This is a genomic window from Mesorhizobium sp. B263B2A, assembly GCF_020165775.1.
Taxonomy (GTDB): Bacteria; Pseudomonadota; Alphaproteobacteria; order Rhizobiales; family Rhizobiaceae; genus Mesorhizobium; species Mesorhizobium opportunistum.
In genome coordinates this window covers 45,171-63,855 of sequence record NZ_JAIUIU010000001.1, presented here as the reverse complement: position 1 = coordinate 63,855, position 18,685 = coordinate 45,171, and the positions used below count along the sequence as shown (strand labels likewise).

At 65.1% G+C, this 18,685-nt stretch carries 21 protein-coding genes; 6 read left to right on the top strand and 15 right to left on the bottom strand.

Translation table 11 applies throughout. From position 1 onward, the window contains the following. Positions 1 to 30 precede the first annotated feature (30 nt). The 7 genes from dapB to LB568_RS00295 form a co-directional block, all read right to left on the bottom strand. Complete coding sequence (gene dapB, locus LB568_RS00325; RefSeq protein ID WP_224728698.1) at positions 31 to 894, bottom strand: 4-hydroxy-tetrahydrodipicolinate reductase; 864 nt, start codon at positions 892 to 894, stop codon at positions 31 to 33. Next, entirely contained in the window at positions 891 to 2,750 is a 1,860-nt protein-coding gene (locus tag LB568_RS00320; RefSeq protein WP_224728697.1) for an ABC transporter ATP-binding protein, read from the bottom strand. Before LB568_RS00320 ends, dapB begins: the two co-directional genes overlap by 4 nt. Positions 2,751 to 2,893: 143 nt before the next feature. Further along, a complete protein-coding gene (locus tag LB568_RS00315) occupies positions 2,894 to 3,913 on the bottom strand; it encodes a glucokinase (RefSeq protein WP_013892020.1) in 1,020 nt (339 codons plus the stop codon). A gap of 179 nt (positions 3,914 to 4,092) precedes the next feature. Further along, a complete protein-coding gene (gene mepA / locus LB568_RS00310; RefSeq protein WP_224728696.1) occupies positions 4,093 to 5,172 on the bottom strand; it encodes a penicillin-insensitive murein endopeptidase in 1,080 nt (359 codons plus the stop codon). A gap of 50 nt (positions 5,173 to 5,222) precedes the next feature. Then, positions 5,223 to 6,122 carry an SDR family oxidoreductase gene (locus LB568_RS00305; protein ID WP_224728695.1) on the bottom strand — a complete coding sequence of 300 codons (900 nt, stop codon included), beginning with the start codon at positions 6,120 to 6,122 and terminating at the stop codon, positions 5,223 to 5,225. Beyond that, the gene (queG, locus tag LB568_RS00300) at positions 6,119 to 7,273 is read right to left on the bottom strand and encodes a tRNA epoxyqueuosine(34) reductase QueG (RefSeq protein WP_224728694.1); all 1,155 of its coding nucleotides are present in this window, start codon (positions 7,271 to 7,273) and stop codon (positions 6,119 to 6,121) included. Before queG ends, LB568_RS00305 begins: the two co-directional genes overlap by 4 nt. Beyond that, positions 7,254 to 7,946, bottom strand: coding sequence for a glutathione S-transferase family protein (locus LB568_RS00295; RefSeq protein ID WP_013892024.1), 693 nt, complete (start codon positions 7,944 to 7,946; stop codon positions 7,254 to 7,256). Before LB568_RS00295 ends, queG begins: the two co-directional genes overlap by 20 nt. A gap of 320 nt (positions 7,947 to 8,266) precedes the next feature. Here LB568_RS00295 and LB568_RS00290 point away from each other — a divergent pair, with 320 nt between their 5' ends. Next, a complete protein-coding gene (locus tag LB568_RS00290) occupies positions 8,267 to 9,073 on the top strand; it encodes an undecaprenyl-diphosphate phosphatase (protein ID WP_013892025.1) in 807 nt (268 codons plus the stop codon). A 99-nt stretch (positions 9,074 to 9,172) separates the two neighbouring features. Here LB568_RS00290 and LB568_RS00285 read toward each other — a convergent pair whose 3' ends face one another. Together LB568_RS00285 and rsmI are read right to left on the bottom strand one after the other, a co-directional pair. Then, complete coding sequence (locus LB568_RS00285) at positions 9,173 to 9,550, bottom strand: YraN family protein (protein ID WP_013892026.1); 378 nt, start codon at positions 9,548 to 9,550, stop codon at positions 9,173 to 9,175. Beyond that, positions 9,543 to 10,457, bottom strand: coding sequence for a 16S rRNA (cytidine(1402)-2'-O)-methyltransferase (rsmI, locus tag LB568_RS00280; RefSeq protein ID WP_013892027.1), 915 nt, complete (start codon positions 10,455 to 10,457; stop codon positions 9,543 to 9,545). The genes LB568_RS00285 and rsmI overlap by 8 nt, the downstream gene beginning before the upstream one ends. Before the next feature lie 168 nt (positions 10,458 to 10,625). On the opposite strand from rsmI, the gene LB568_RS00275 reads away from it, so the two are divergent. Beyond that, entirely contained in the window at positions 10,626 to 10,820 is a 195-nt protein-coding gene (locus LB568_RS00275; RefSeq protein WP_013892028.1) for a hypothetical protein, read from the top strand. Between the two features lie 73 nt (positions 10,821 to 10,893). On the opposite strand, the gene LB568_RS00270 is transcribed toward LB568_RS00275, so the two are convergent. The 6 genes from LB568_RS00270 to rph form a co-directional block, all read right to left on the bottom strand. Further along, positions 10,894 to 11,331 (bottom strand): EamA family transporter, encoded by a 438-nt coding sequence (locus LB568_RS00270; RefSeq protein WP_013892029.1) that lies wholly within the window; start codon positions 11,329 to 11,331, stop codon positions 10,894 to 10,896. 25 nt (positions 11,332 to 11,356) lie between these two features. Then, positions 11,357 to 11,659 carry a low molecular weight protein tyrosine phosphatase family protein gene (locus LB568_RS00265; protein ID WP_224728693.1) on the bottom strand — a complete coding sequence of 101 codons (303 nt, stop codon included), beginning with the start codon at positions 11,657 to 11,659 and terminating at the stop codon, positions 11,357 to 11,359. 2 nt (positions 11,660 to 11,661) lie between these two features. Further along, entirely contained in the window at positions 11,662 to 12,825 is a 1,164-nt protein-coding gene (hemW, locus tag LB568_RS00260) for a radical SAM family heme chaperone HemW (RefSeq protein WP_224728692.1), read from the bottom strand. Further along, positions 12,822 to 13,499, bottom strand: coding sequence for an RdgB/HAM1 family non-canonical purine NTP pyrophosphatase (gene rdgB, locus LB568_RS00255; RefSeq protein WP_013892032.1), 678 nt, complete (start codon positions 13,497 to 13,499; stop codon positions 12,822 to 12,824). The genes hemW and rdgB overlap by 4 nt, the downstream gene beginning before the upstream one ends. After that, the gene (locus LB568_RS00250) at positions 13,499 to 13,909 is read right to left on the bottom strand and encodes a VOC family protein (RefSeq protein WP_140572351.1); all 411 of its coding nucleotides are present in this window, start codon (positions 13,907 to 13,909) and stop codon (positions 13,499 to 13,501) included. The genes rdgB and LB568_RS00250 overlap by 1 nt, the downstream gene beginning before the upstream one ends. A gap of 204 nt (positions 13,910 to 14,113) precedes the next feature. Beyond that, entirely contained in the window at positions 14,114 to 14,830 is a 717-nt protein-coding gene (gene rph / locus LB568_RS00245; protein ID WP_013892034.1) for a ribonuclease PH, read from the bottom strand. A 198-nt stretch (positions 14,831 to 15,028) separates the two neighbouring features. On the opposite strand from rph, the gene hrcA reads away from it, so the two are divergent. The 4 genes from hrcA to LB568_RS00225 all read left to right on the top strand — a co-directional run bounded on the left by hrcA (position 15,029) and on the right by LB568_RS00225 (position 18,622). Then, a complete protein-coding gene (gene hrcA, locus LB568_RS00240) occupies positions 15,029 to 16,111 on the top strand; it encodes a heat-inducible transcriptional repressor HrcA (protein ID WP_041164512.1) in 1,083 nt (360 codons plus the stop codon). A gap of 69 nt (positions 16,112 to 16,180) precedes the next feature. After that, entirely contained in the window at positions 16,181 to 16,378 is a 198-nt protein-coding gene (locus tag LB568_RS00235) for a hypothetical protein (protein WP_013892036.1), read from the top strand. A gap of 125 nt (positions 16,379 to 16,503) precedes the next feature. Beyond that, positions 16,504 to 17,856: a PQQ-dependent sugar dehydrogenase gene (locus LB568_RS00230; protein ID WP_224728691.1), complete on the top strand. Its 1,353-nt coding sequence runs from the start codon at positions 16,504 to 16,506 to the stop codon at positions 17,854 to 17,856. 148 nt (positions 17,857 to 18,004) lie between these two features. Further along, positions 18,005 to 18,622 carry a LysE family translocator gene (locus tag LB568_RS00225; RefSeq protein WP_013892038.1) on the top strand — a complete coding sequence of 206 codons (618 nt, stop codon included), beginning with the start codon at positions 18,005 to 18,007 and terminating at the stop codon, positions 18,620 to 18,622. The last annotated feature ends 63 nt before the right edge of the window (positions 18,623 to 18,685 follow it).

Sequence of the window (18,685 nt, the reverse complement as noted above, 5' to 3'; positions counted from 1 at the left end):
TACAATCCCTACTAGATGTGACGGTCCGGCTCAGCTTAAGCCGAGCACGTCCCGCATCGAATACAGCCCCGGCTTCTTGCCACGTGCCCAAAGCGCCGCCTTGACGGCGCCGCGGGCGAAGATGGCACGGTCCTCGGCATGGTGGGACAGCGTGATGCGCTCGCCGGTGCCGGCCAGGATCACGCTGTGGTCGCCGACGACAGAGCCGCCGCGCAGCGTGGCAAAGCCGATCGAGCCGGTTTTTCGCACGCCTGTGTGGCCGTCGCGTGAACGCACGTCATTGCCGGCCAACGCGATATCGCGTCCGGCGGCGGCGGCCTCGCCGAGCAGCAACGCGGTGCCGGACGGCGCGTCGACCTTGTGCCTGTGGTGCATTTCGAGGATCTCGATGTCGAAATCGTCGGCATCGAGCGCGCGCGCCGCCTGTTCGACCAGCACCGCCAGGAGGTTGACGCCGAGGCTCATATTGCCCGACTTGACGATCGTCGCGTGGCGCGCGGCGGCAGCGATTTTCGCATTGTCTTGCGCCGAGCAGCCGGTGGTGCCGATAACATGGACGATGCGCGCCTGCGCCGCGTAGCCGGCGAATTCGACCGTCGAGGCCGGCGTGGTGAAATCGAGCACGCCGTCGGCCTTGGCGAAGGCCGGCAGCGGATCGTCTGATATCGGCACATTGATGATGCCGATGCCTGCCAGCTCGCCGGCATCCTTGCCCAGATGCGGCGAATCCGCCCGCTCGACGGCGCCGATGACGCGCGCGCCCGGAATGGTATGGATGGCGCGGATCAGCGTCTGGCCCATGCGGCCGGCCGCACCCACCACCACGAGGCCCATATCGCTCGTAGGCTTGCCATCGCTTGCAGGCTTGCCGGTCGTTGCCGATGTCTCGCTCATGCGGTGCTCCCGGCGATGTTTTGCGTCTCTAGGTCTCGACCCGAAGTTTGGATCGACGCGCTGTCGTCGACAAGCCCCAGGCCCTTGACGCCCTGTATGCGGTGGAAGCGGGCATAGATGCTGTCCGGGTCGGCCATCAGCGTCGCGTGCGTGCCTTCCTCGACCAGCCGTCCCTCTTCCAGCACGATGATGTGGTCGGCATTGATCACCGTCGACAGCCGGTGCGCGATGACGATCGTCGTGCGCCCTTGCATGACATGGGTCAGCGCCTCCTGGACGCGCGCCTCGGCCTCGTTGTCGAGGGCCGAGGTCGCCTCGTCGAGCAGCAGGATCGGTGCCTGGCGCACGATGGCGCGGGCGATCGAGACGCGCTGGCGCTGGCCGCCGGAAAGGGTCGAGCCGCCTTCGCCGACCGGCGTGTCGTAACCTTGCGGCTGCTGGCGGATGAACTCGTCGGCCGCCGCCTGTTTCGCCGCCTGCTCGATCTCGGCGTCGGTGGCCGACAGACGACCATAGCGGATGTTGTCGCGGATCGTGCCCTCGAACAGATAGGGCGCCTGCGCCACATAGGCGATCGACTGCCGCAGCGAATGCTTGGTCACTTTCGAGATGTCCTGGCCATCGACCTCGATGTTGCCCTGGTCGACGTCGTAGAAGCGCTGCAGGAGCGCCACCAGCGTCGATTTGCCGGCGCCCGACGCACCGACGATCGCCGTCACCTTGCCGGCGGCGGCGGTAAAGCTCAGATCCCTCAACACCGGCAGGTCGGCGCTGTAGCCGAACGTCACATTGTCGAAGCGCACCTCGCCGGTGGTGACCCTGGCCTCGACGGCATCGGGCGCGTCGCCCTGTTTCGGCTCCAGGTCCAGCAGCTCGTAAATCATGCGCGCGTTGACCAGCGCACGTTCCATGCCCACCTGTGTGCGCGCCAGGCGTCTTGCCGGGTCGTAGGCCATGATCAGCGCGGTGATGAAGGAAAACACCGCGCCCGGCGGTTGCCCCAGCACCAGCGCCCGGTAGCCGGAATAGGCAAGCACGGAGGTAATGGCGAGGCCGCCCAGAATCTCGGAAATCGGCGACAGCCGCTCCGAGACGCGGGCGATCTTGTTGTTACGCTGCTCGGCCGTATCGGCCATGATGCCGATGCGGCGCGCCAGCTCCTCCTCCAGGGTGAAGGCCTTGACGATGGCGATGCCCTGCGTGGCCTCCTGCACGGAACCGTTCAGCCGCGAATTGATCAGCACGGATTCCCGGTTGATACGCCGCAGCCGGCGGGTGATGTAGACGACGGCCCAGATCAGCGGCGGGCCGATCAGCAGCGAGCTGAGCGACAACACCGGATCCTGGTAGATCATGACGCCGACGAGAGCGACCAGCGTGACCGCGTCGCGGCTGATGGAGGTCAGTGTCAGCGACAGCAGATCGCGAACGCCGCCGACATTCTCGTTGACCTGTGCCGCCAGCCGACCGGAACGCGTATCGTTGAAGAAGTCGACGCCGAGCTTCATCAGATGGTCGAAGCTGCGCTTCTGGTAACGCGCGACCAGATTGTTGCCGATCTTGGCCAGCGCGACGGCCTGACCATAGCCGGCGAAGCCGCGCAGCACGGAGGCGCCCATGAAACCGGCGCAGATCCAGACGATCATATCGCCGCGCCGTTCGTAGAAGATCTGGTTGATCATCGGGGCCATGATCCACGCCGTGAAGGCAGTGGTGCCGGAAACAATCAGCAGGCAGGTGACGGCAACGACATAGGTCCAGCGATACTCATTGCCGTTTTCAGCGAGTATGCGGCGGAGCACCGCGGTGACCTCGCTGGGCCGGACTTTCTGTTTGTGTGGGGCTTGAAGGGTCAAATCGGGAGCGCTTCGTGGTTTTCCGCCTCGTAGGACCGGGCTGCAAATTCGGCACCCCTCTTAGCGCCATGCGGCCGGCTTGCCTATGGCCGCGGCTGATTAACTTCGTCGCGGGCGCCCAAGCGGATCGCGGCCCCTGAGCTTCAGGCCTGCCAGCGCCGGCCTGCCGTCTGGACGCCGAACAGCGAGGGGTTCCTGGCATAGGCGGCAAGGCCCAGAAGTGCGGCCAGCGGATGGGTGATGACATAGACCGGCATGGTGCGCATCAGCGCACTGTGCGGCGCCTTGTCCTCGAAGGCAGCGCGGAAATTGCCTTGCTTCAGCGCCGGCACGATCTTCTGCGCGATGCCGCCGGTGAGGAACACACCGCCACGGCTCATGAACACAAGGGCAAGGTCGCCGGCGGTGCGCCCGAGGCAGGTGACGAAGGTTTCCAGCGCTTCCTGCGCCACCGGATCGGTCTTGGCCAATGCCGCGCCGGTGACCTCGGCCGGCGTGGTGAACGGCGCGGGCTTGCCGTCGGCCTTGGCCACCGCCCGGTAGACGTTGACGAGACCGCGTCCGCACAGAATCTGTTCGCCCGAAATGCGGCCCTCGAGCTTCTCGATATGCGGGAAAACCTCGAAATCGCGTGGCGTGCGTGGGCCTATGTCCATATGGCCGCCCTCGCCGGGCACCGGGATCCAGTGGCGCAGCGCATGGACCAGCCCGGCAACGCCGAGGCCGGTCCCGGGTCCGAGCACCACACGCCCGGCATTGGGCTCCGGCGTGCCGCCGCCGATCTTTTCCATGTGCTCTTCGCCGAGCGCGACGACGGCCAGCGCCTGCGCCTCGAAATCGTTGAGCACGACGATGTCGCTCAGGCCGAGATTGGCGAACATCTGCTTGGGCTTGACCACCCAGGGGCAGTTGGTGAGTTCGATCTCGTCGCCATCGACTGGCCCGGCCACCGCCAGCACCGCCGAATTGGGCCGCACCGACGAGCGGTCGAGCACGGCCGCCTGGATCGCCTCGTCGATGGTGTTGTAGTTGGCGGTCTGGACGATTTGCGGCTCGGTAGGTTCGGAATTGGCGTCGAGCACGATCGAAAAGCGCGCATTGGTGCCGCCAATGTCGCCGATCAGGATCGGAAACCGCAGCAAAGTGTCGTCATCGCCTGCCATGCTCTTCGTCCGCCTCGTTCTCGGCAGCTTCTCACCGCCTCGTCGTTGACTAGCGCATGGTCCCGCAAAGGGAAAGCCGCTTCAGTGCCAGTTTTCAAGCGCTGACGCCGCCCCTCACCTGCCTGCCGGCATCCTCTCCCCGTAAACGGGGCGAGGGACGCTGTCATTGTGCGCGGCAGTCAGTTCGCCGGTGGTCGTGGCCGCGGCACTGGAGCGCCCATCCTGGGGGTGGCCGCGAACGCATTGGCAGCGCTTGGCAAATCGCCAGCGCCGCTGACGGTGGTGACGGGCTGTGCCGGCGCTTCCGGTTCGGGCGCGACGACCGCGACAGGCACGGCGCCGCCATGATAGGTCGCGGCCGCGGCCGCGGCCGGCCCCGGCGCGTCGAGCACGGCGCGGCATTCGCCGGGCAGGTTCGCCATCGTCATCACGTCACGGGCTTTCGGCGCATCGGGGTTCTTGTTGGGCCGCCACGGCTCCTGCGTGAACCACCAGGCCAACGGCTTGCCGCAGCCGTCATCATCCGGCGTCGCCTCCTGCGCCTTGCAGTTGGGCGAACCCGGCTGGCAGCCGATGCGCATGTGGAAATGATAGTCGTGGCCCCAGAACGGCCTGACCTTGCGCAGCCAGGCGCGGTCGCCCTTGACGGTGTCGCAGAGCTTTTTCTTGATGCCCGGATTGACCAGGATGCGCTCGACTTGCGGATAGCTCGCCGCCCGTTTCAGAAGCGCCGTATGCTGCGGCGTCCACAATGCGTCCTTCACCAGATGGGTCTTCTCGTCGACCATCAAGGTGGCGCTCATCGATTCGCGCTGCGCCGCCGACAGCGGCCGGCTGGGCATCGGCGTCAGCCAGATATCGGCGTCGAGGCCGATCTGGTGCGAGGCATGCCCGGTCATCATCGGGCCGCCGCGCGGCTGCGAAATGTCGCCGATCAAAAGGCCGGGCCAGCCATCGGCGGCAGCGTCGCGCGACAATTTTTCGATCACCGCGATCATCGCCGGATGGCCCCAGCGGCGGTTGCGCGAGGGGCGCATCACCTCCCAGGTCGGGCCGTCCATTGGAATGGCGACGCCGCCGGCAAAGCAGCCCTTGGAGTAGAAGCCGATCGACTGCGCCGCGGTCGCCGCCGGCAGTTTCTTGGCGCCGAACAAGTCCTTGGCCCGCTCCTCGGCCATTGCTGGCTGCGCGACGAGAGCGAGCAAGCCAAGTGCTGCCGCCAGCAGTGATTTCTTGCCCAGCCGCATCGCCATGTTCATGAAACCGGATCCCCAACGCAATCCCAAGACCGAATCATAGCACGCAACAGTCAGCGCTTCATCGGGCTGCGCGCCTCGCCGTCGCGCCAGTTGCCGTCAGCCCACATATGGTCGAAGGCGGTGCGGTAATCCGGGAAGCGAAAGCGATAACCCGTTGCCTTGATCGCTGCGTTGGCGACCCGTTTGTTCTCGCCATAGAAAGACCGCGCCATGGGCGAAAGTTGGGCGGTGTCGAAAGGAATTTCGGGCGGCGGCTCGACGCCCATCAGCGACGCGGCATAGGCGACGACATCCTGCGGCGGCGCCGGCTCATCGTCGGTGACGTTGAAGATGCCGCCTTTGTTGCTCCCGATGAGCTGCCAGAGCGCACCGGCAATGTCGTCGCAATGGATGCGGTTGAACACCTGGTCCGGCTTGACCAGCCGCCTTGCCGTGCCGTTTTCCAGATTGACCAAAGCGTTGCGGCCCGGACCGTAAATGCCGGATAGCCGCAGGATCGCCACCGGCCGGTCGATGTCCCTGCCGAGCTTCAGCCAATCCTGTTCCGCCGCGACCCGCATCACCGAGCGCTTCGACACCGGCCGGCATTCGGCTGTTTCATCGACCCAGGCGCCGCCATAGTCGCCATAGACGCCGACGGTGGAGAGATAGCCGATCCATTCCAGCGCCGGCATGCGAGCGATCGTCGCGCGGGCGGCATTCAGCACGGGATCGCCGGCGTCGTCCGGGGCGACCGAGACCACCAGATGCGTCGTTTTCTTCAGCGCCTCGCCGACTTCAGCGGTCAGCGCGCCGTCGAACAACAGCGGTTCAATGCCGGCCTGGCGCAGCGCCTCGAATTTTTCTTCAGAGCGGGTGGTGCCGACGATCGTGGCGGCACCCGGATTGGCCCGGGCAAAAGCCTTGCCCGAGTAGCCGGCGCCGAAGATGAAGACCTGTTTTTCGCTCATGCCTGTGCCCTGTTTGGCCGCGCCAGGCGCCATTCCTCGCGCACCGCCGCATCGTTCTCGGTTGCCAGGCCGATGGCGGCCCGTTCGGCATATTCGGTCTCAGGCACAAGCCGCGCCAGCGCCCATATTGCCGCGCCCCGCACCAGCGGCGAGGTATCTCCCAGCAGTCCGCGCACGGTGCCGGCGAGCGCGGCATCACCGGAATTGCCGGCTGCGATCAAAACGTTGCGGAGGAAGCGGTCGCGGCCGATGCGCTTTATCGGCGAGCCCGAGAAGAAGGCACGGAAGGCTGCATCATCCAGTTCGAGCAGGTCGGCGATTGCCGGCTCACGCAGATCGTCGCGCGCGACGAGTTTTGCCTCGGAAGCCGCCCTGGCGAACTTGTTCCAGGGGCAGGCCGCGAGACAATCGTCGCAGCCATAGATGCGGTTGCCGATCTTTTCGCGGAATTCATGCGGGATCGGCCCCTTGTTCTCGATGGTGAGGTAGGAAATGCAGCGCCGCGCATCGAGCCTATAGGGCGCCGGGAAGGCATCGGTCGGGCACGCATCAAGGCAGGCGCGGCAAGAGCCGCAATGGTCGATCTCGGCGCTGTCGGGGACAAGCTCCGCAGTGGTGAAGATGGTGCCGAGGAACAGCCAGGAACCGTGTTCGCGGCTGACCAGATTGGTGTGCTTTCCCTGCCAGCCCAGGCCCGCGGCTTCCGCCAGCGGCTTTTCCATGACCGGTGCTGTGTCGACGAAGACTTTGACGTCGCCGCCGGCGCGCGCGACGATCTTGCCGGCGATCTCCTTCAGCCGCCCCTTCATCACCTCGTGATAGTCGCGGTTTTGCGCATAGACCGAGATCGCGCCCCGGTCGCGCCTGGCCAGCAGGTCGCGCGGATCGTGGTCCGGTCCGTAGTTCATCGCCAGCACGATGATAGAGCGCACTTCAGGCCAGAGCGTGGAAGGCTCACTGCGCCGCGCAAGCGTCTCGGCGATCCAGTCCATCGAGCCGTGAAAACCATCGGCGACGAATTCGGCCAGCCGCGCCGGTGCCAACGGGATCGCATCGGGAGAGGTGACGGCGACGGCGTCGAAGCCGGCGCGACGCGCCTCCGCGTCGATCAGCGCGCGCAGTTTCGCGGCGTCAGAAGTCGAGGTCCGCATAATGCGACACCGGCGACAGGCCGCGCACTCGGTCGGTCAAAAGCGGCCGGAAGGAGGGCCGCGACTTCACCCGCGTGTACCACTCGCGCGCAGCAGTATGTTCGCGCCAGTCGATCTCGCCGAGATAGTCGAGCACCGACAGCGTCGCGGCGGCGGCGAGATCGGCATAGGTGACCCTGGAGCCGGCCAGCCAATGGCGGGTGCCGGCCAGCCAGTTGGTGTATTTCATATGCTGGCGGATGTTGGCGCGCGCGGCACGGATCGCGCCTGAATCGGGTGAGCCGCCGCCCGCCGTTTCCGGCATGATCGGCTTCAGCACGCGCTCGCGCACCAGATGCCTTGTGACCTCGCTTTCGGCCTTGTTGAGATACCAGTCGATCAGCCGGCGGATTTCGGCGCGCTGCATCGGATCCTCGGCGAACAGCCGCTTGTCGCGCTTCAAGACCCCGCGCGTCTCATCGAGATATTCCGAGATGACCGTTGCGCCGACGATCGGTACGTCGCCTTCGGCCAAAAGGATCGGCAGCGTGCCGGCCGGGTTCAGCGCCAGGAACTCCTTGCGCCGGGTCCACGGCTTCTCCTCGATCAGCGCCAGCTCCTCGCCATACTCGCCAAAGGCGAGGCGGACAAAGCGGCAGGTGGCGAACATGGGATGGTGGAAAAGCGTCAGCATGGTTCCGCGATGATAAAGCGCACTGGTGTGGTTCGGATTTGAAGTTCCTGTCCCCTCAACGGCATCCGCGTTCAGGAACTTCAAATCCAAACCACACCAGAACTTAAGTTGGCAGTGTGGCTCAGAATCCGGAATTCGCGCATCGCGCTCGTCCCAGCTGTGGCGAATTCCGGATTGCCACACTGGCGAATCGCAGGGCGCACCGGTAAGTCTTGGCCGCCCGGTTAGCGGGCCGTCAGGGTGTTGCGACCTATAGGGGGACTTGCAAGCCATGACAAGCAAGCCGTTCTGTCAGCCATCACGCAAATGCCGAGGTAGCCATGGAAAGCCAGACCTTCGTCGAAGCCCTGCTGCTCGGCCTGCTGGAGGGGCTGACCGAGTTCATACCGGTGTCCTCGACCGGCCATATCCTGCTCGCCGGCCATTTCCTCGGCTTCCACTCGACCGGCAAGGCCTTCGAGATCCTGATCCAGCTCGGCGCTATCCTGGCGATCCTCAGCGTTTATTTCCGCCGCCTCTGGAAAATGCTGCTCGAACTGCCGCACGACCGACTGACCAGGCATTTCGTCATCGGCATCCTCATCGCCTTCCTGCCGGCGGCGATCATCGGCGCGCTGGCGCATGATTTCATCAAGACGGTGCTGTTCGAATCGCCAAGGCTGATCTGCATCATGCTGATCATCGGCGGCATCGTGCTGCTGGCGGTGGACCGCATGAACCTCAAGCCGGTCTATCGCGACGTCGAGCGGTTTCCGACCCGGCTTTACCTGCAGATCGGCCTGTTCCAGTGCCTGTCGCTGATCCCCGGCACCTCGCGCTCGGGCTCGACCATCGTCGGCGCGCTGCTTTTGGGCGTCGACAAGCGGGCGGCGGCGGAATTTTCGTTCTTCCTCGCCATCCCGACCATGGTCGGCGCCTTCGCCTTCGACCTGTTCAAGAACCGCAACGTGCTGAGCAGTGCCGACCTGCCGATCATCGCCATCGGCTTCGTCGCCGCCTTCGTCACGGCGCTCATCGTGGTGCGCTTCCTGCTCGATTACGTCTCACGCAACGGCTACTCGCTGTTCGGCTGGTGGCGGCTGGTGGTCGGCGGCGTCGGGCTGGTGGCGTTGATGATCTGGGGGTGAGGAGTGGTCCGCGTAGCGGACGGAAAGCCAATTGCTTGGCTTTCCGAACGACGAACGCCCTGAGCCCGCGAAGGGCGAGCAACGCCGGCAAGTAACCCTCTAACTCCTCCCATAAAACACGTTCTCGACATGCACCGGCCAGCGCCAAGGCAGCACGGCGACCATGTCAAACCGCATCGACAGCTTGCCATAATCCGCCTGCCGCGACAGCCAGATGTCGGCCGCCCCCTCGATGCGGCGCTCCGATTCGTGGCCGATAGCCTCCATAGCCTCCATCAGCGTGCGGCGCGCCTTGACCTCGACGAACAGCACGAGGTCGCCGCGCCGCGCGATGAGGTCGATCTCGCCGAAGCGGGTGCGGTGGCGGCGCGCCAGGATCCGGTAGCCCTTCAGCATCAGCGCCACTGCGGCCAGCCATTCGCCGCGATGGCCGCGCCGATAGGCTTTTTGGCGACTGGCGCTCGGACGCTCAGCCACCGTCGCCTTCTCCAGAGGCATCCTTGAGTTCGAGCAGCCGCCGGTAAAGCGTCTGCTTCTGACCGCCAGTCATTTTCGCGGCCTCCGCCGCTGCCTTGGAGGCCGGCATTTCAGCGGCGAGCGACAACAGCAGACGGTCGATATCCTTGGGCTCGTCCGCCTTGGCTTCGGCGGGGCCGATACAGACGACGATCTCGCCCTTCGGCGTATCGGCAGCCGCATAGTAATCGGCCAGCGCTTGCAGCGTGCCGGTGCGCATCTCCTCGAACGTCTTGGTCAATTCGCGGCCGATAGCGGCCTTGCGTTCGCCGCCGAGGGCTTCAACCATGGCGCCGAGCGACTCAGCCAGCCGGCGCGGCGATTCAAAGAAGATCAACGTTGCCGGCACCGCTTTCAAGGCTTCCAACCGTGTCAGCCGCTGGCCTGATTTGACCGGCAAAAAGCCCGCGAACAAAAAGGCGTCCGACGGCAGGCCCGATGCCGTCAGCGCGGCAAGCGGTGCCGACGGACCGGGGATCGGCACGACGCGGATGCCCTGGTCGAGCGCCTCGCCGACCAGCCGGTAGCCTGGATCGGACACCAGTGGCGTGCCGGCATCGGAAATCAGCGCCACGCTCTGCCCGGCCTGAAGCGCCGATATCAGCTTCGGCCCGGCCTCGCCGGCATTGTGCTCATGATAGGCCGTGGTGCGGCGGCGGATGCCGTAGCGGTCGAGCAGCACGCGCGACACCCGCGTGTCCTCGCAGGCGACGATGTCGGCGGCGGCCAGCGTCTCCAGCGCGCGCAGCGTGACGTCGGCGAGATTGCCGATGGGCGTCGCCACCAGATAGAGCGCCGGCTCCAGCGGCCGGGCCGCGATCTCGGCCTGCCCGACCACATAGCTGCGCTTGCCCGTCTCACCGGTCACAGATCAACTCTCCGTTCGGCCCTGTTTGGCCTGCCAAATCCTTGTTTGGCATGGCTGGCGCGGGCTTGCAAAACTCACGTCGATGTAAGGCAATCGCCATTCCTTTGCCACAGTAGGGAACGAAACCGGGTTTGGCAGATTTAGTCCCTAATTCCCCGGGAGGAGATGATGGACAGCCTTAAGATACAGGATGCTTTCGAGCCCTACTATGCCGGCCGCAACTGCGTGGCCAAGGACAAGCGGCTGCCTGCCGAGACCGACGCCAGCCTGACCAAGCGGCCCGCACGCGGCTTGCCGATGAGCACCGTGCCGACAACCATCAGGCATTCCGACACCGAACCCCACAGCACGACGGAGCACTGACCGGACGATGCCCAATCGCTTCGATATCTTCATCACCCGTCTTGAAACGAAGAGCGCACGCCATGGCGTGCCGCTACCCCCGATAGGCGACCAGCACAGCACCCGCCGCGATAAGGGCGACGCCAAGCCAGTTCGCTCCGGAGAGGCGCTCGCCGAGAAAGATCGCGCCAAACACCGCCACAAGCACGACGCTTAGCTTGTCGATGGGCGCCACCTGCGCCGCATTGCCGATCTTCAGCGCGCGGAAATAGCAGAGCCAGGAGGCCCCGGTCGCCAGACCGGAGAGGCCGAGGAACAGCCAGGTCTTTGCCGAGATCGTGGCCGGAGATTGGAACTGGCCGCTGGCCAGCAGGATCGCCCCGAGCACGGCCAGGATGATGACCGTGCGGATGAAGGTGGCGAAGTCGGAACTGATGTTCTCGATGCCGACCTTGGCGAAGATCGCCGTCAGCGCCGCGAAAGCCGCGGACAGCAGCGCCCATAATTGCCAGGAGGAGAAGGTCAGGTTCATTTGGGCGGCCTCGCGCGTGAGGGTTTCAACCGAGATAGCGTGAAACGCGCGCCTTAAGAAGCTCGATCAACTCCAGATCCATGAACTCGTAGTTATCGGGTATATCGAGGCAGATGACCCGAGCCTTCGTCAGGCTGGCCTTGAATTTCTTCTGCAGCTTGGTGCGGTGCATGTCGGCCCAGGCGACCAGCTCATGCGTCAGCGGCGTATCGACGTCGTGGTTGGTTCCCGCCGACGCGACTTCGATATCCTGGCGCTTGGAAAACACCCGTTCGGCCGTGGGACTGCGCAAGCGGTTCTGGCTGCAGACGAAGAGGACGTTTTTCAAAGTTAGCGCGCCAAATCCGCCACCACGGCGTCGAGCACGATCATGCCGGCCGGTGTGGCGCGCAGCCGCGTATTGCCGATCGGCGCCACCAGTCCTTCGCCCTGCAACACCGACAGCCGCGCGCTCGACAGGCCGCGGCCGGAAAACGCCTCGTAGCGCGACAGGTCGATGCCTTCGGCCAGCCTCAGCCCCATCAGCAGGAACTCGTCGGCCTCCTCCGAGCGCGTCAGGATCTCGCCGCCGGTGATGCCGTGGCCCTTGGCCTCGACCAGATTGGCCCAGGTCTCCGGCATCCGCTCGGCGATCGTCACCGTGCGGCGGCCATGCTCGACGAAGCGGCCATGCGCGCCGGGACCGACACCGACATATTCGCCGTAGCGCCAGTAGGTCAAATTGTGGCGGCTTTCGGCGCCCGGCCGGGCGTGGTTGGAAATCTCATAAGCCGGCAAACCATGCGCCGTGGTGATCTCCTGTGTCAACGCATAGAGGTCGGCGGCGTGGTCGTTGTCGGGGATGATGAATTTCTTCGCCGCGTGCAGCGCGTGGAAGGGCGTGCCTTCCTCGATCGTCAGCTGGTAGAGCGACAGATGGTCGGCAGCATGGCCGATCGCCTGTTCGAGCTCGGATGCCCAGGCCTCCGGCGTCTGGCCGGGCCGGGCGTAAATGAGATCGAAGGAGAGCCTTGGGAATATTTCCCGCGCCAGCCCGATGGCGTGCAAGGCTTCCTCGACATTGTGCAGGCGTCCGAGGAGGCGCAAATCCTTGTCGTTCAGCGCCTGCACGCCGAGCGAGACGCGGTTGACGCCGGCCGTCCGGTAGCCGCGAAACCGTTCGGCCTCGACCGAGGACGGATTGGCCTCCAGCGTCACCTCGATGCCGTCAGGCACGGTCCAGTTCCTGGCCACGGCGTCCAGAACCCTGGCCACGGTTTCCGGCTTCATCAACGAGGGCGTGCCGCCGCCGAAAAAGATGCTTGTCACCTCACGCGGGCCGGTGCGCTGGCGCATCGTCGCCAGTTCCGCCTCGAAGGCGGCGGCAAAGCGCTCCTGGTCGACCGGCTGGTGGCGAACATGGCTGTTGAAGTCGCAATAAGGGCATTTGGCCGCGCAGAACGGCCAATGAATGTAGACGCCGAAGCCGGGGGCCCGGTCGAGCAGCATGCTCATGCCTCGCCCAATCTCGCCAGATCCAATCGTGCCTGGGCGAATTTCTGGAAGGCACGGGCGCGGTGCGACAGCGCGGTCGCCTGGCCAGGCTTCCAGCCATGCTTTTCCGCGGCGCTCATCTCGCCGAAGGTCTTGTCGAACCCATCCGGCAGAAACACCGGGTCGTAGCCGAAGCCGAGCTCGCCGCGCGGCGGCCAGACCAGCGTGCCTTCGGCCTCGCCGCGATAATATTCGGCCTCGCCGTCGGGGAAGGCGAGGCAGATGACGGCGACAAAGCGGCCCTTGCGCTGCTCCGGCAAAGCGGCTCCCACTTCCTGCAACGCCACTTCGGTGCGCTGCATGGCCATGGCGAAATCCCTGCCGCCGTCGGGGGTTTCAGCCCAGTTGGCGGTGTAGACGCCGGGCGCGCCGTCGAGCGCGTCGACGCACAGGCCGGAATCGTCCGACAGCGCCGGCAGGCCGGTCGCCTTTGCGGCGGCCAGCGCCTTGATGTAGGCGTTTTCCTCGAAAGTGGTGCCGGTTTCGTCGGGTTCCGGCAGGCCATAGTCCTTGGCCGACTTCGCCTCGAAGCCGAACGGCCGCATCAGGTCGGCGAACTCGCGCAGCTTGCCGGCATTGTGGCTGGCAACGACGATCTTCTTGCCGTCAAGTGAGTGAACAGTTGGCGAATGCATCAAAGGCCCCAGATTCTTGGCTCGGCAAACTCGATCGAATTGCCCGAGGGGTCGCGTATATAGATCGAACGGCCGCCTTGCGGCCATTCGAATTCGCTTTCGATGGCGACGTTCTTCGTCTTGAGATGGGCCTTCCAGGCCGCGATTTCCACGGCGGTCGCCGCAAAGCAGAGATGGCCTTCGCCGACCGTGCCATGCGGCGGCACTTTCAGCTTGGCATCGGGCGCGGGTGGGATCTTGGTTGCCTCGGCGTTGAAGATGAGCAGCACACCGGGTCCGCAACGGAAGAACAGGTGGCGGCCTTCGACCTTGCCGAGGAGGTGAAGGCCGAGGGTGTCGCGATAGAATTGTTCGGCTGCGTGCAAGTCTGTGACGTAGAGCGCTGACTCAAGAATGGCAGAGGGAGTCACGAGGCACCCCCCTCTGCCCTGCCGGGCATCTCCCCCGCAAGGGGGGAGATTGGCAGCGTCAAAGCCGGTTCATAATTTGCACCGTCGGTGGTTGGCGAAATCCGCGACCACAGCCGATCTCCCCCCTTGCGGGGGAGATGGCCGGCAGGCCAGAGGGGGGTGTTCAAGCTCGACATTTAAAACCTAAGCCACCGCCATTTGACCCTAAGCCACCGCCATCTGCTGCAAACTCACCAGGCGCTGGATGCCTTTCTTGGCCAGGCCCATCAAGTCCGCGAACTGCCCTTCGGAGAACGGCTCGCCCTCGGCGGTTCCCTGGATCTCGACGATGCCGCCCTTGCCGGTCATGACGAAATTGGCGTCGGTGCCGGCCGAGGAATCCTCGATGTAATCGAGGTCGATGACCGGCTGGCCGTCATGGATACCGCAGGAAATCGCCGCGACATGGTCCTTCAGCACCTTGGAAACGCTGGTCATCTGCCGCGCTTCCATCCAGCGCAGGCAGTCGTACAGCGCCACCCAGCCGCCGGTGATCGAGGCGGTACGGGTGCCGCCATCGGCCTGGATGACGTCGCAGTCGACGGTAATCTGCTGTTCGCCCAGCGCCTGCAAGTCGACCACGGCGCGCAGAGAACGGCCGATGAGGCGCTGGATTTCCAGCGTGCGGCCGCCCTGCTTGCCGGCGGATGCCTCGCGGCGCATGCGCTCGCCAGTCGAGCGCGGCAGCATGCCATATTCGGCCGTCACCCAGCCCTTGCCGGAATTGCGCATCCAGCCCGGCACCTTCTCCTCGAGGCTCGCCGTGCACAGGACGTGGGTGTCGCCGAACTTCACCAGGCACGAGCCTTCGGCGTGCTTGGAGACGCCGCGCTCGAAGGAGATGGCACGCATTTCGTCGAATTGGCGTTTGGAGGGGCGCATTCAGGCTTCTTTCTTGTCATTTTCGGAATCTTGGCCGGCTTGTAGCCTCACCAAGCTTAGGGCGCAAAGGAAAATGGCCGGCTGAGCGCAAACGCGGCACCGAGCAATCTGACACAGACGCCGGGCGATCTGATGCAGACACCGGGTTGCGCCCACCGTGCCGAAGTCTATATCCTGAACAAGGAGGTTTTTGGCCGTATGACCAAGGCAATCGATCCCGGTTCGCAGTCGCTTGCACTTCAATCACTCGACATGCGCTCACGCGACATCTTCCGGCGCATCGTCGATTCCTATCTCAGGGATGGCGAGCCCGTGGGCTCGCGCAGCCTGTCGCGCATCCTGCCCTCCTCACTGTCGCCGGCCACCATCCGCAATGTGATGAGCGACCTGGAACATCTCGGGCTGATCTATGCGCCGCATATCTCGGCCGGCCGGCTGCCGACGCAGGCGGGCCTGCGTTTCTTCGTCGATGCCTTCATGGAACTTGGCGATCTCTCCGACGAGGAGCGCCGCACCATCGAAGCACAGGTGCGGGCCTCGGGCTCGGGCGCGACGCTGGAGCATATGCTGACCGAGGCCAGCCAGATGCTGTCGGGCATGTCTCGCGGCGCCGGCCTGGTGCTGGCCGCCAAGAACGAGGTGGCGCTGAAGCACATCGAATTCATCCAGCTGGAGCCGACCAAGGCACTTGCCGTGCTGGTGTCGCAGAATGGCGACGTCGAAAACCGCGTCGTCGAGCTGCCCGCCGGCATCACCGTCTCGCAGCTGCACGAGGCCTCGAATTTCCTCAACGCGCATATTCGAGGCCGCACGCTGGCCGAGGCGCGGACCGAGATCGCCCGCATCAAGGAAGAGACAAGGGCAGCGCTGGACACGCTGTCGCAGGATCTCGTCGAGAAGGGGCTGGCGGTATGGGCGGGCGCCGAAAGCGGCCTGCCGGCGCGGCTCATCGTGCGCGGCCGGGCCAATCTGCTCGAAAACGTCACCGCGCAGGCGGACATCGAACTGCTGCGGCACCTGTTCGAGGACATGGAGACGCAGGACGGGCTGATCCAGCTGCTTGATCTGGCCGAGCAGGGATCAGGCGTGCGCATCTTCATCGGCTCCGAAAACAAGCTGTTCTCGCTGTCGGGCTCGTCGCTGGTGGTCGCGCCCTATCGCGACAAGGATGCCCGCGTCGTCGGCGCGCTCGGCGTCATCGGCCCGACCCGGCTGAATTACGCGCGCATCGTGCCGATGGTGGATTACACGGCGCAGCTGATATCGCGCATGCTGCGCTAGGTGTATTGATATTCAGCCGGCCTGCGAGCGGCGACTTCCTGCGCTTCCTGGCCGCCAAGGAGAAAAAGAATGGCGCTCGAAGAGTTCAAGGCCCGGATCAGCCTGCTGCTGGAGGAAATGGTCAACCAGCCGGAAGACCAGCACGAAATCCAGGAACAGCTGCGCGAGAAGCTGCGCGAAATGCGCGCCATGGGCTTGCCGCTGCCGGCGGATCTCGTCGCCTTGGAAAAGCGCCTCGACGACGATTTTTACGCCGCCGGGACCTGAACCCGGAAGCAAGACGGAACCCAGGGACAAACCGGCCGTTGGTTTCCTTCGCGACCAGGTGGAGGAAGACAATGGCCCGAATAGCTGGGACCCGAATGGCTGGGACCCGAATGGCTGGAATCCGAATGGCCGGCCTTTCCGCACTACTCCTCACGACCGCGGCATTCGCCCAGCAGGCCGACCAGCCGGTGCTGAGGGGTCCGGCCGCCTTTGGCGACTGGCGCGCCGACAAGCCCGGGGTGCGCCGCCTGATCAAGCCGGAAGACCTGCCGAAGCCCAATGTCGCCAAGTCGGCCTCGAACAGCGCTGGCCTTGCCGAAAGGCCGGCGGACGCCAAACCGCAACTGCCGGAAGGCTTTTCAGCCGAGCTGATCGCGTCGGGCATCGACAATCCGCGCGTGGTGCGCACAGCCCCCAATGGCGACCTGTTCGTCGCCGACAGCGAAGCCAACCAGATCCGCGTCTATCGTTTGACCGAGGGCAGCGCCAAACCCGCCGAGAAAAGCATCTTCGCCGGCGATCTCAACCAGCCCTACGGCATTGCCTTCTATCCGCCGGGCAGCGATCCGCAATGGGTCTATGTCGCCAACAGCGACAGCATCGTGCGCTTTGCCTACCGCAATGGCGATCTCAAGGCATCCGCCGACCCGGAAACCATCGTCGACGACATTCCATCGAACCATCACTGGACGCGCGACATCGCCTTTTCGCCTGACGGCAAGACGCTCTATCTCTCGGTCGGCTCGGGCTCGAACGCCGCCGGGGACATGGGCAAGAGGCCGAGGGGCGGGCTCGAGGCATGGGTCAAGTCAAAGCCGCTCGGCGCCGCCTGGGGCTCCGAAGAGGGACGCGCCGACGTGCAGGCCTTCGACCCCGACGGCAAGAACGGCCGCACCGTCGCCACCGGCCTGCGCAACTGCTCGGGCATGACCGTCCAGCCGGCGACCGGCGCGCTGTGGTGCGTCGTCAACGAGCGCGATGCGCTGGGCGACAACACGCCAGCCGAATACGCCACATCGGTCAGGGAAGGCGCCTTCTACGGCTGGCCCTGGTACTATATCGGCAACAACGAAGACCCCCGCCACAAGGGCGAGCGCCCCGACCTTGCCGGCAAGGTCGATATTCCCGATGTGCTGATGCAGGCGCATTCGGCGCCGCTCAACATCGCCTTCTACGACGGCAAGGACCTGCCCGCGAACGCGGGATTTCCCAGGGAATACCGCGGCGATGCCTTCGTCGCCCTCCACGGTTCGTGGAACCGTGGCAACCGGACCGGCTACAAGGTCGTGCGCCTGCTGTTCAGGGATGGCAAGCCGACCGGTGAATACGAGGATTTCATGACCGGCTTCGTCGTCTCCAACGGCGAGGTATGGGGCCGGCCGGTCGGCGTGACGGTGGCCAAGGATGGCGCGCTGATCGTGACCGAAGACGGCAACGGCACCATCTGGCGCGTGACCTATGGCGACGGCCGTTCCTGATCCTGCAGCGCCGGCGCAGGCCCCGTCACCCGGATGAGCGGGCCAGCGCGACGTATCTCGGATGTCTGGTGCAATGGATTCCGTCCCCAGAGAATTCAATTCTGGTCCGTTCCATGCGACAAGGCAGGCCAATCTGGGACCACCAGCCATGACCCTCACCGGCTTTCTCGCCTACAGTGCCGCCCTTGGCATAGCCGCTGCCATTCCAGGTCCCGGCGTCACCGCGCTTGTCGCGCGGGCGCTCGGCTCCGGCTTCCGCTCATCGCTGGCCATGTCCTTTGGCCTGATGCTCGGCGACCTCACCTACCTGACCGCCGTGGTGCTCGGCCTCGCCTTCGTCGCGCAGACTTTCGGCATGGTGTTCCTGGCGATCAAATGGGCCGGCGTCGCGTATCTGGCATTTCTCGGCTGGCGCTTCTGGACCGCCGGCATCACACCCGAAACCGTCGAAGCCCGGAAGGGCAAGGGTGGACTGGCGTCGAGTTTCCTCGCCGGGCTGACCGTCACGCTCGGCAATCCGAAAACGATGATCTTCTACCTGGCGATCACGCCGACCATCGTCGACCTGAAGACCATCACGCTGGCCGACTACGGCATTCTCGTCGCGCTGACGATCGTCGTGCTGTTCGTCGTGCTGGTGCCCTACCTTGCGCTGGCCGCCAAGGCGCGCTGGTTCCTGAAATCGCCGCGTGCGCTAAGGGTGCTGAACCGCACCGCCGCCGGCTTCATGGTCGGCGCCGCGGCGGCGATCGCTGCCCGCCAATAGCCCCTGCTCGGCCAAAATATTCCAGATATCGGCCTTTTCGGAAAACGCTTTTCCGAGACGCAG

What these genes read in the sequence shown, in the direction of transcription:
- mepA (WP_224728696.1), bottom strand. Translation starts at nt 5,172, where the DNA reads ATGAACATGGCGATGCGGCTGGGCAAGAAATCACTGCTGGCGGCAGCA.
- LB568_RS00295 (WP_013892024.1), bottom strand. Translation starts at nt 7,946, where the DNA reads ATGCTGACGCTTTTCCACCATCCCATGTTCGCCACCTGCCGCTTTGTC.
- rdgB (WP_013892032.1), bottom strand. Translation starts at nt 13,499, where the DNA reads ATGCATTCGCCAACTGTTCACTCACTTGACGGCAAGAAGATCGTCGTT.
- hrcA (WP_041164512.1), top strand. Translation starts at nt 15,029, where the DNA reads ATGACCAAGGCAATCGATCCCGGTTCGCAGTCGCTTGCACTTCAATCA.
- LB568_RS00315 (WP_013892020.1), bottom strand. Translation starts at nt 3,913, where the DNA reads ATGGCAGGCGATGACGACACTTTGCTGCGGTTTCCGATCCTGATCGGC.
- LB568_RS00305 (WP_224728695.1), bottom strand. Translation starts at nt 6,122, where the DNA reads ATGAGCGAAAAACAGGTCTTCATCTTCGGCGCCGGCTACTCGGGCAAG.
- LB568_RS00275 (WP_013892028.1), top strand. Translation starts at nt 10,626, where the DNA reads ATGGACAGCCTTAAGATACAGGATGCTTTCGAGCCCTACTATGCCGGC.
- rph (WP_013892034.1), bottom strand. Translation starts at nt 14,830, where the DNA reads ATGCGCCCCTCCAAACGCCAATTCGACGAAATGCGTGCCATCTCCTTC.
- LB568_RS00290 (WP_013892025.1), top strand. Translation starts at nt 8,267, where the DNA reads ATGGAAAGCCAGACCTTCGTCGAAGCCCTGCTGCTCGGCCTGCTGGAG.
- LB568_RS00235 (WP_013892036.1), top strand. Translation starts at nt 16,181, where the DNA reads ATGGCGCTCGAAGAGTTCAAGGCCCGGATCAGCCTGCTGCTGGAGGAA.
- hemW (WP_224728692.1), bottom strand. Translation starts at nt 12,825, where the DNA reads ATGAGCATGCTGCTCGACCGGGCCCCCGGCTTCGGCGTCTACATTCAT.
- LB568_RS00230 (WP_224728691.1), top strand. Translation starts at nt 16,504, where the DNA reads ATGGCCGGCCTTTCCGCACTACTCCTCACGACCGCGGCATTCGCCCAG.
- queG (WP_224728694.1), bottom strand. Translation starts at nt 7,273, where the DNA reads ATGCGGACCTCGACTTCTGACGCCGCGAAACTGCGCGCGCTGATCGAC.
- LB568_RS00270 (WP_013892029.1), bottom strand. Translation starts at nt 11,331, where the DNA reads ATGAACCTGACCTTCTCCTCCTGGCAATTATGGGCGCTGCTGTCCGCG.
- dapB (WP_224728698.1), bottom strand. Translation starts at nt 894, where the DNA reads ATGAGCGAGACATCGGCAACGACCGGCAAGCCTGCAAGCGATGGCAAG.
- LB568_RS00225 (WP_013892038.1), top strand. Translation starts at nt 18,005, where the DNA reads ATGACCCTCACCGGCTTTCTCGCCTACAGTGCCGCCCTTGGCATAGCC.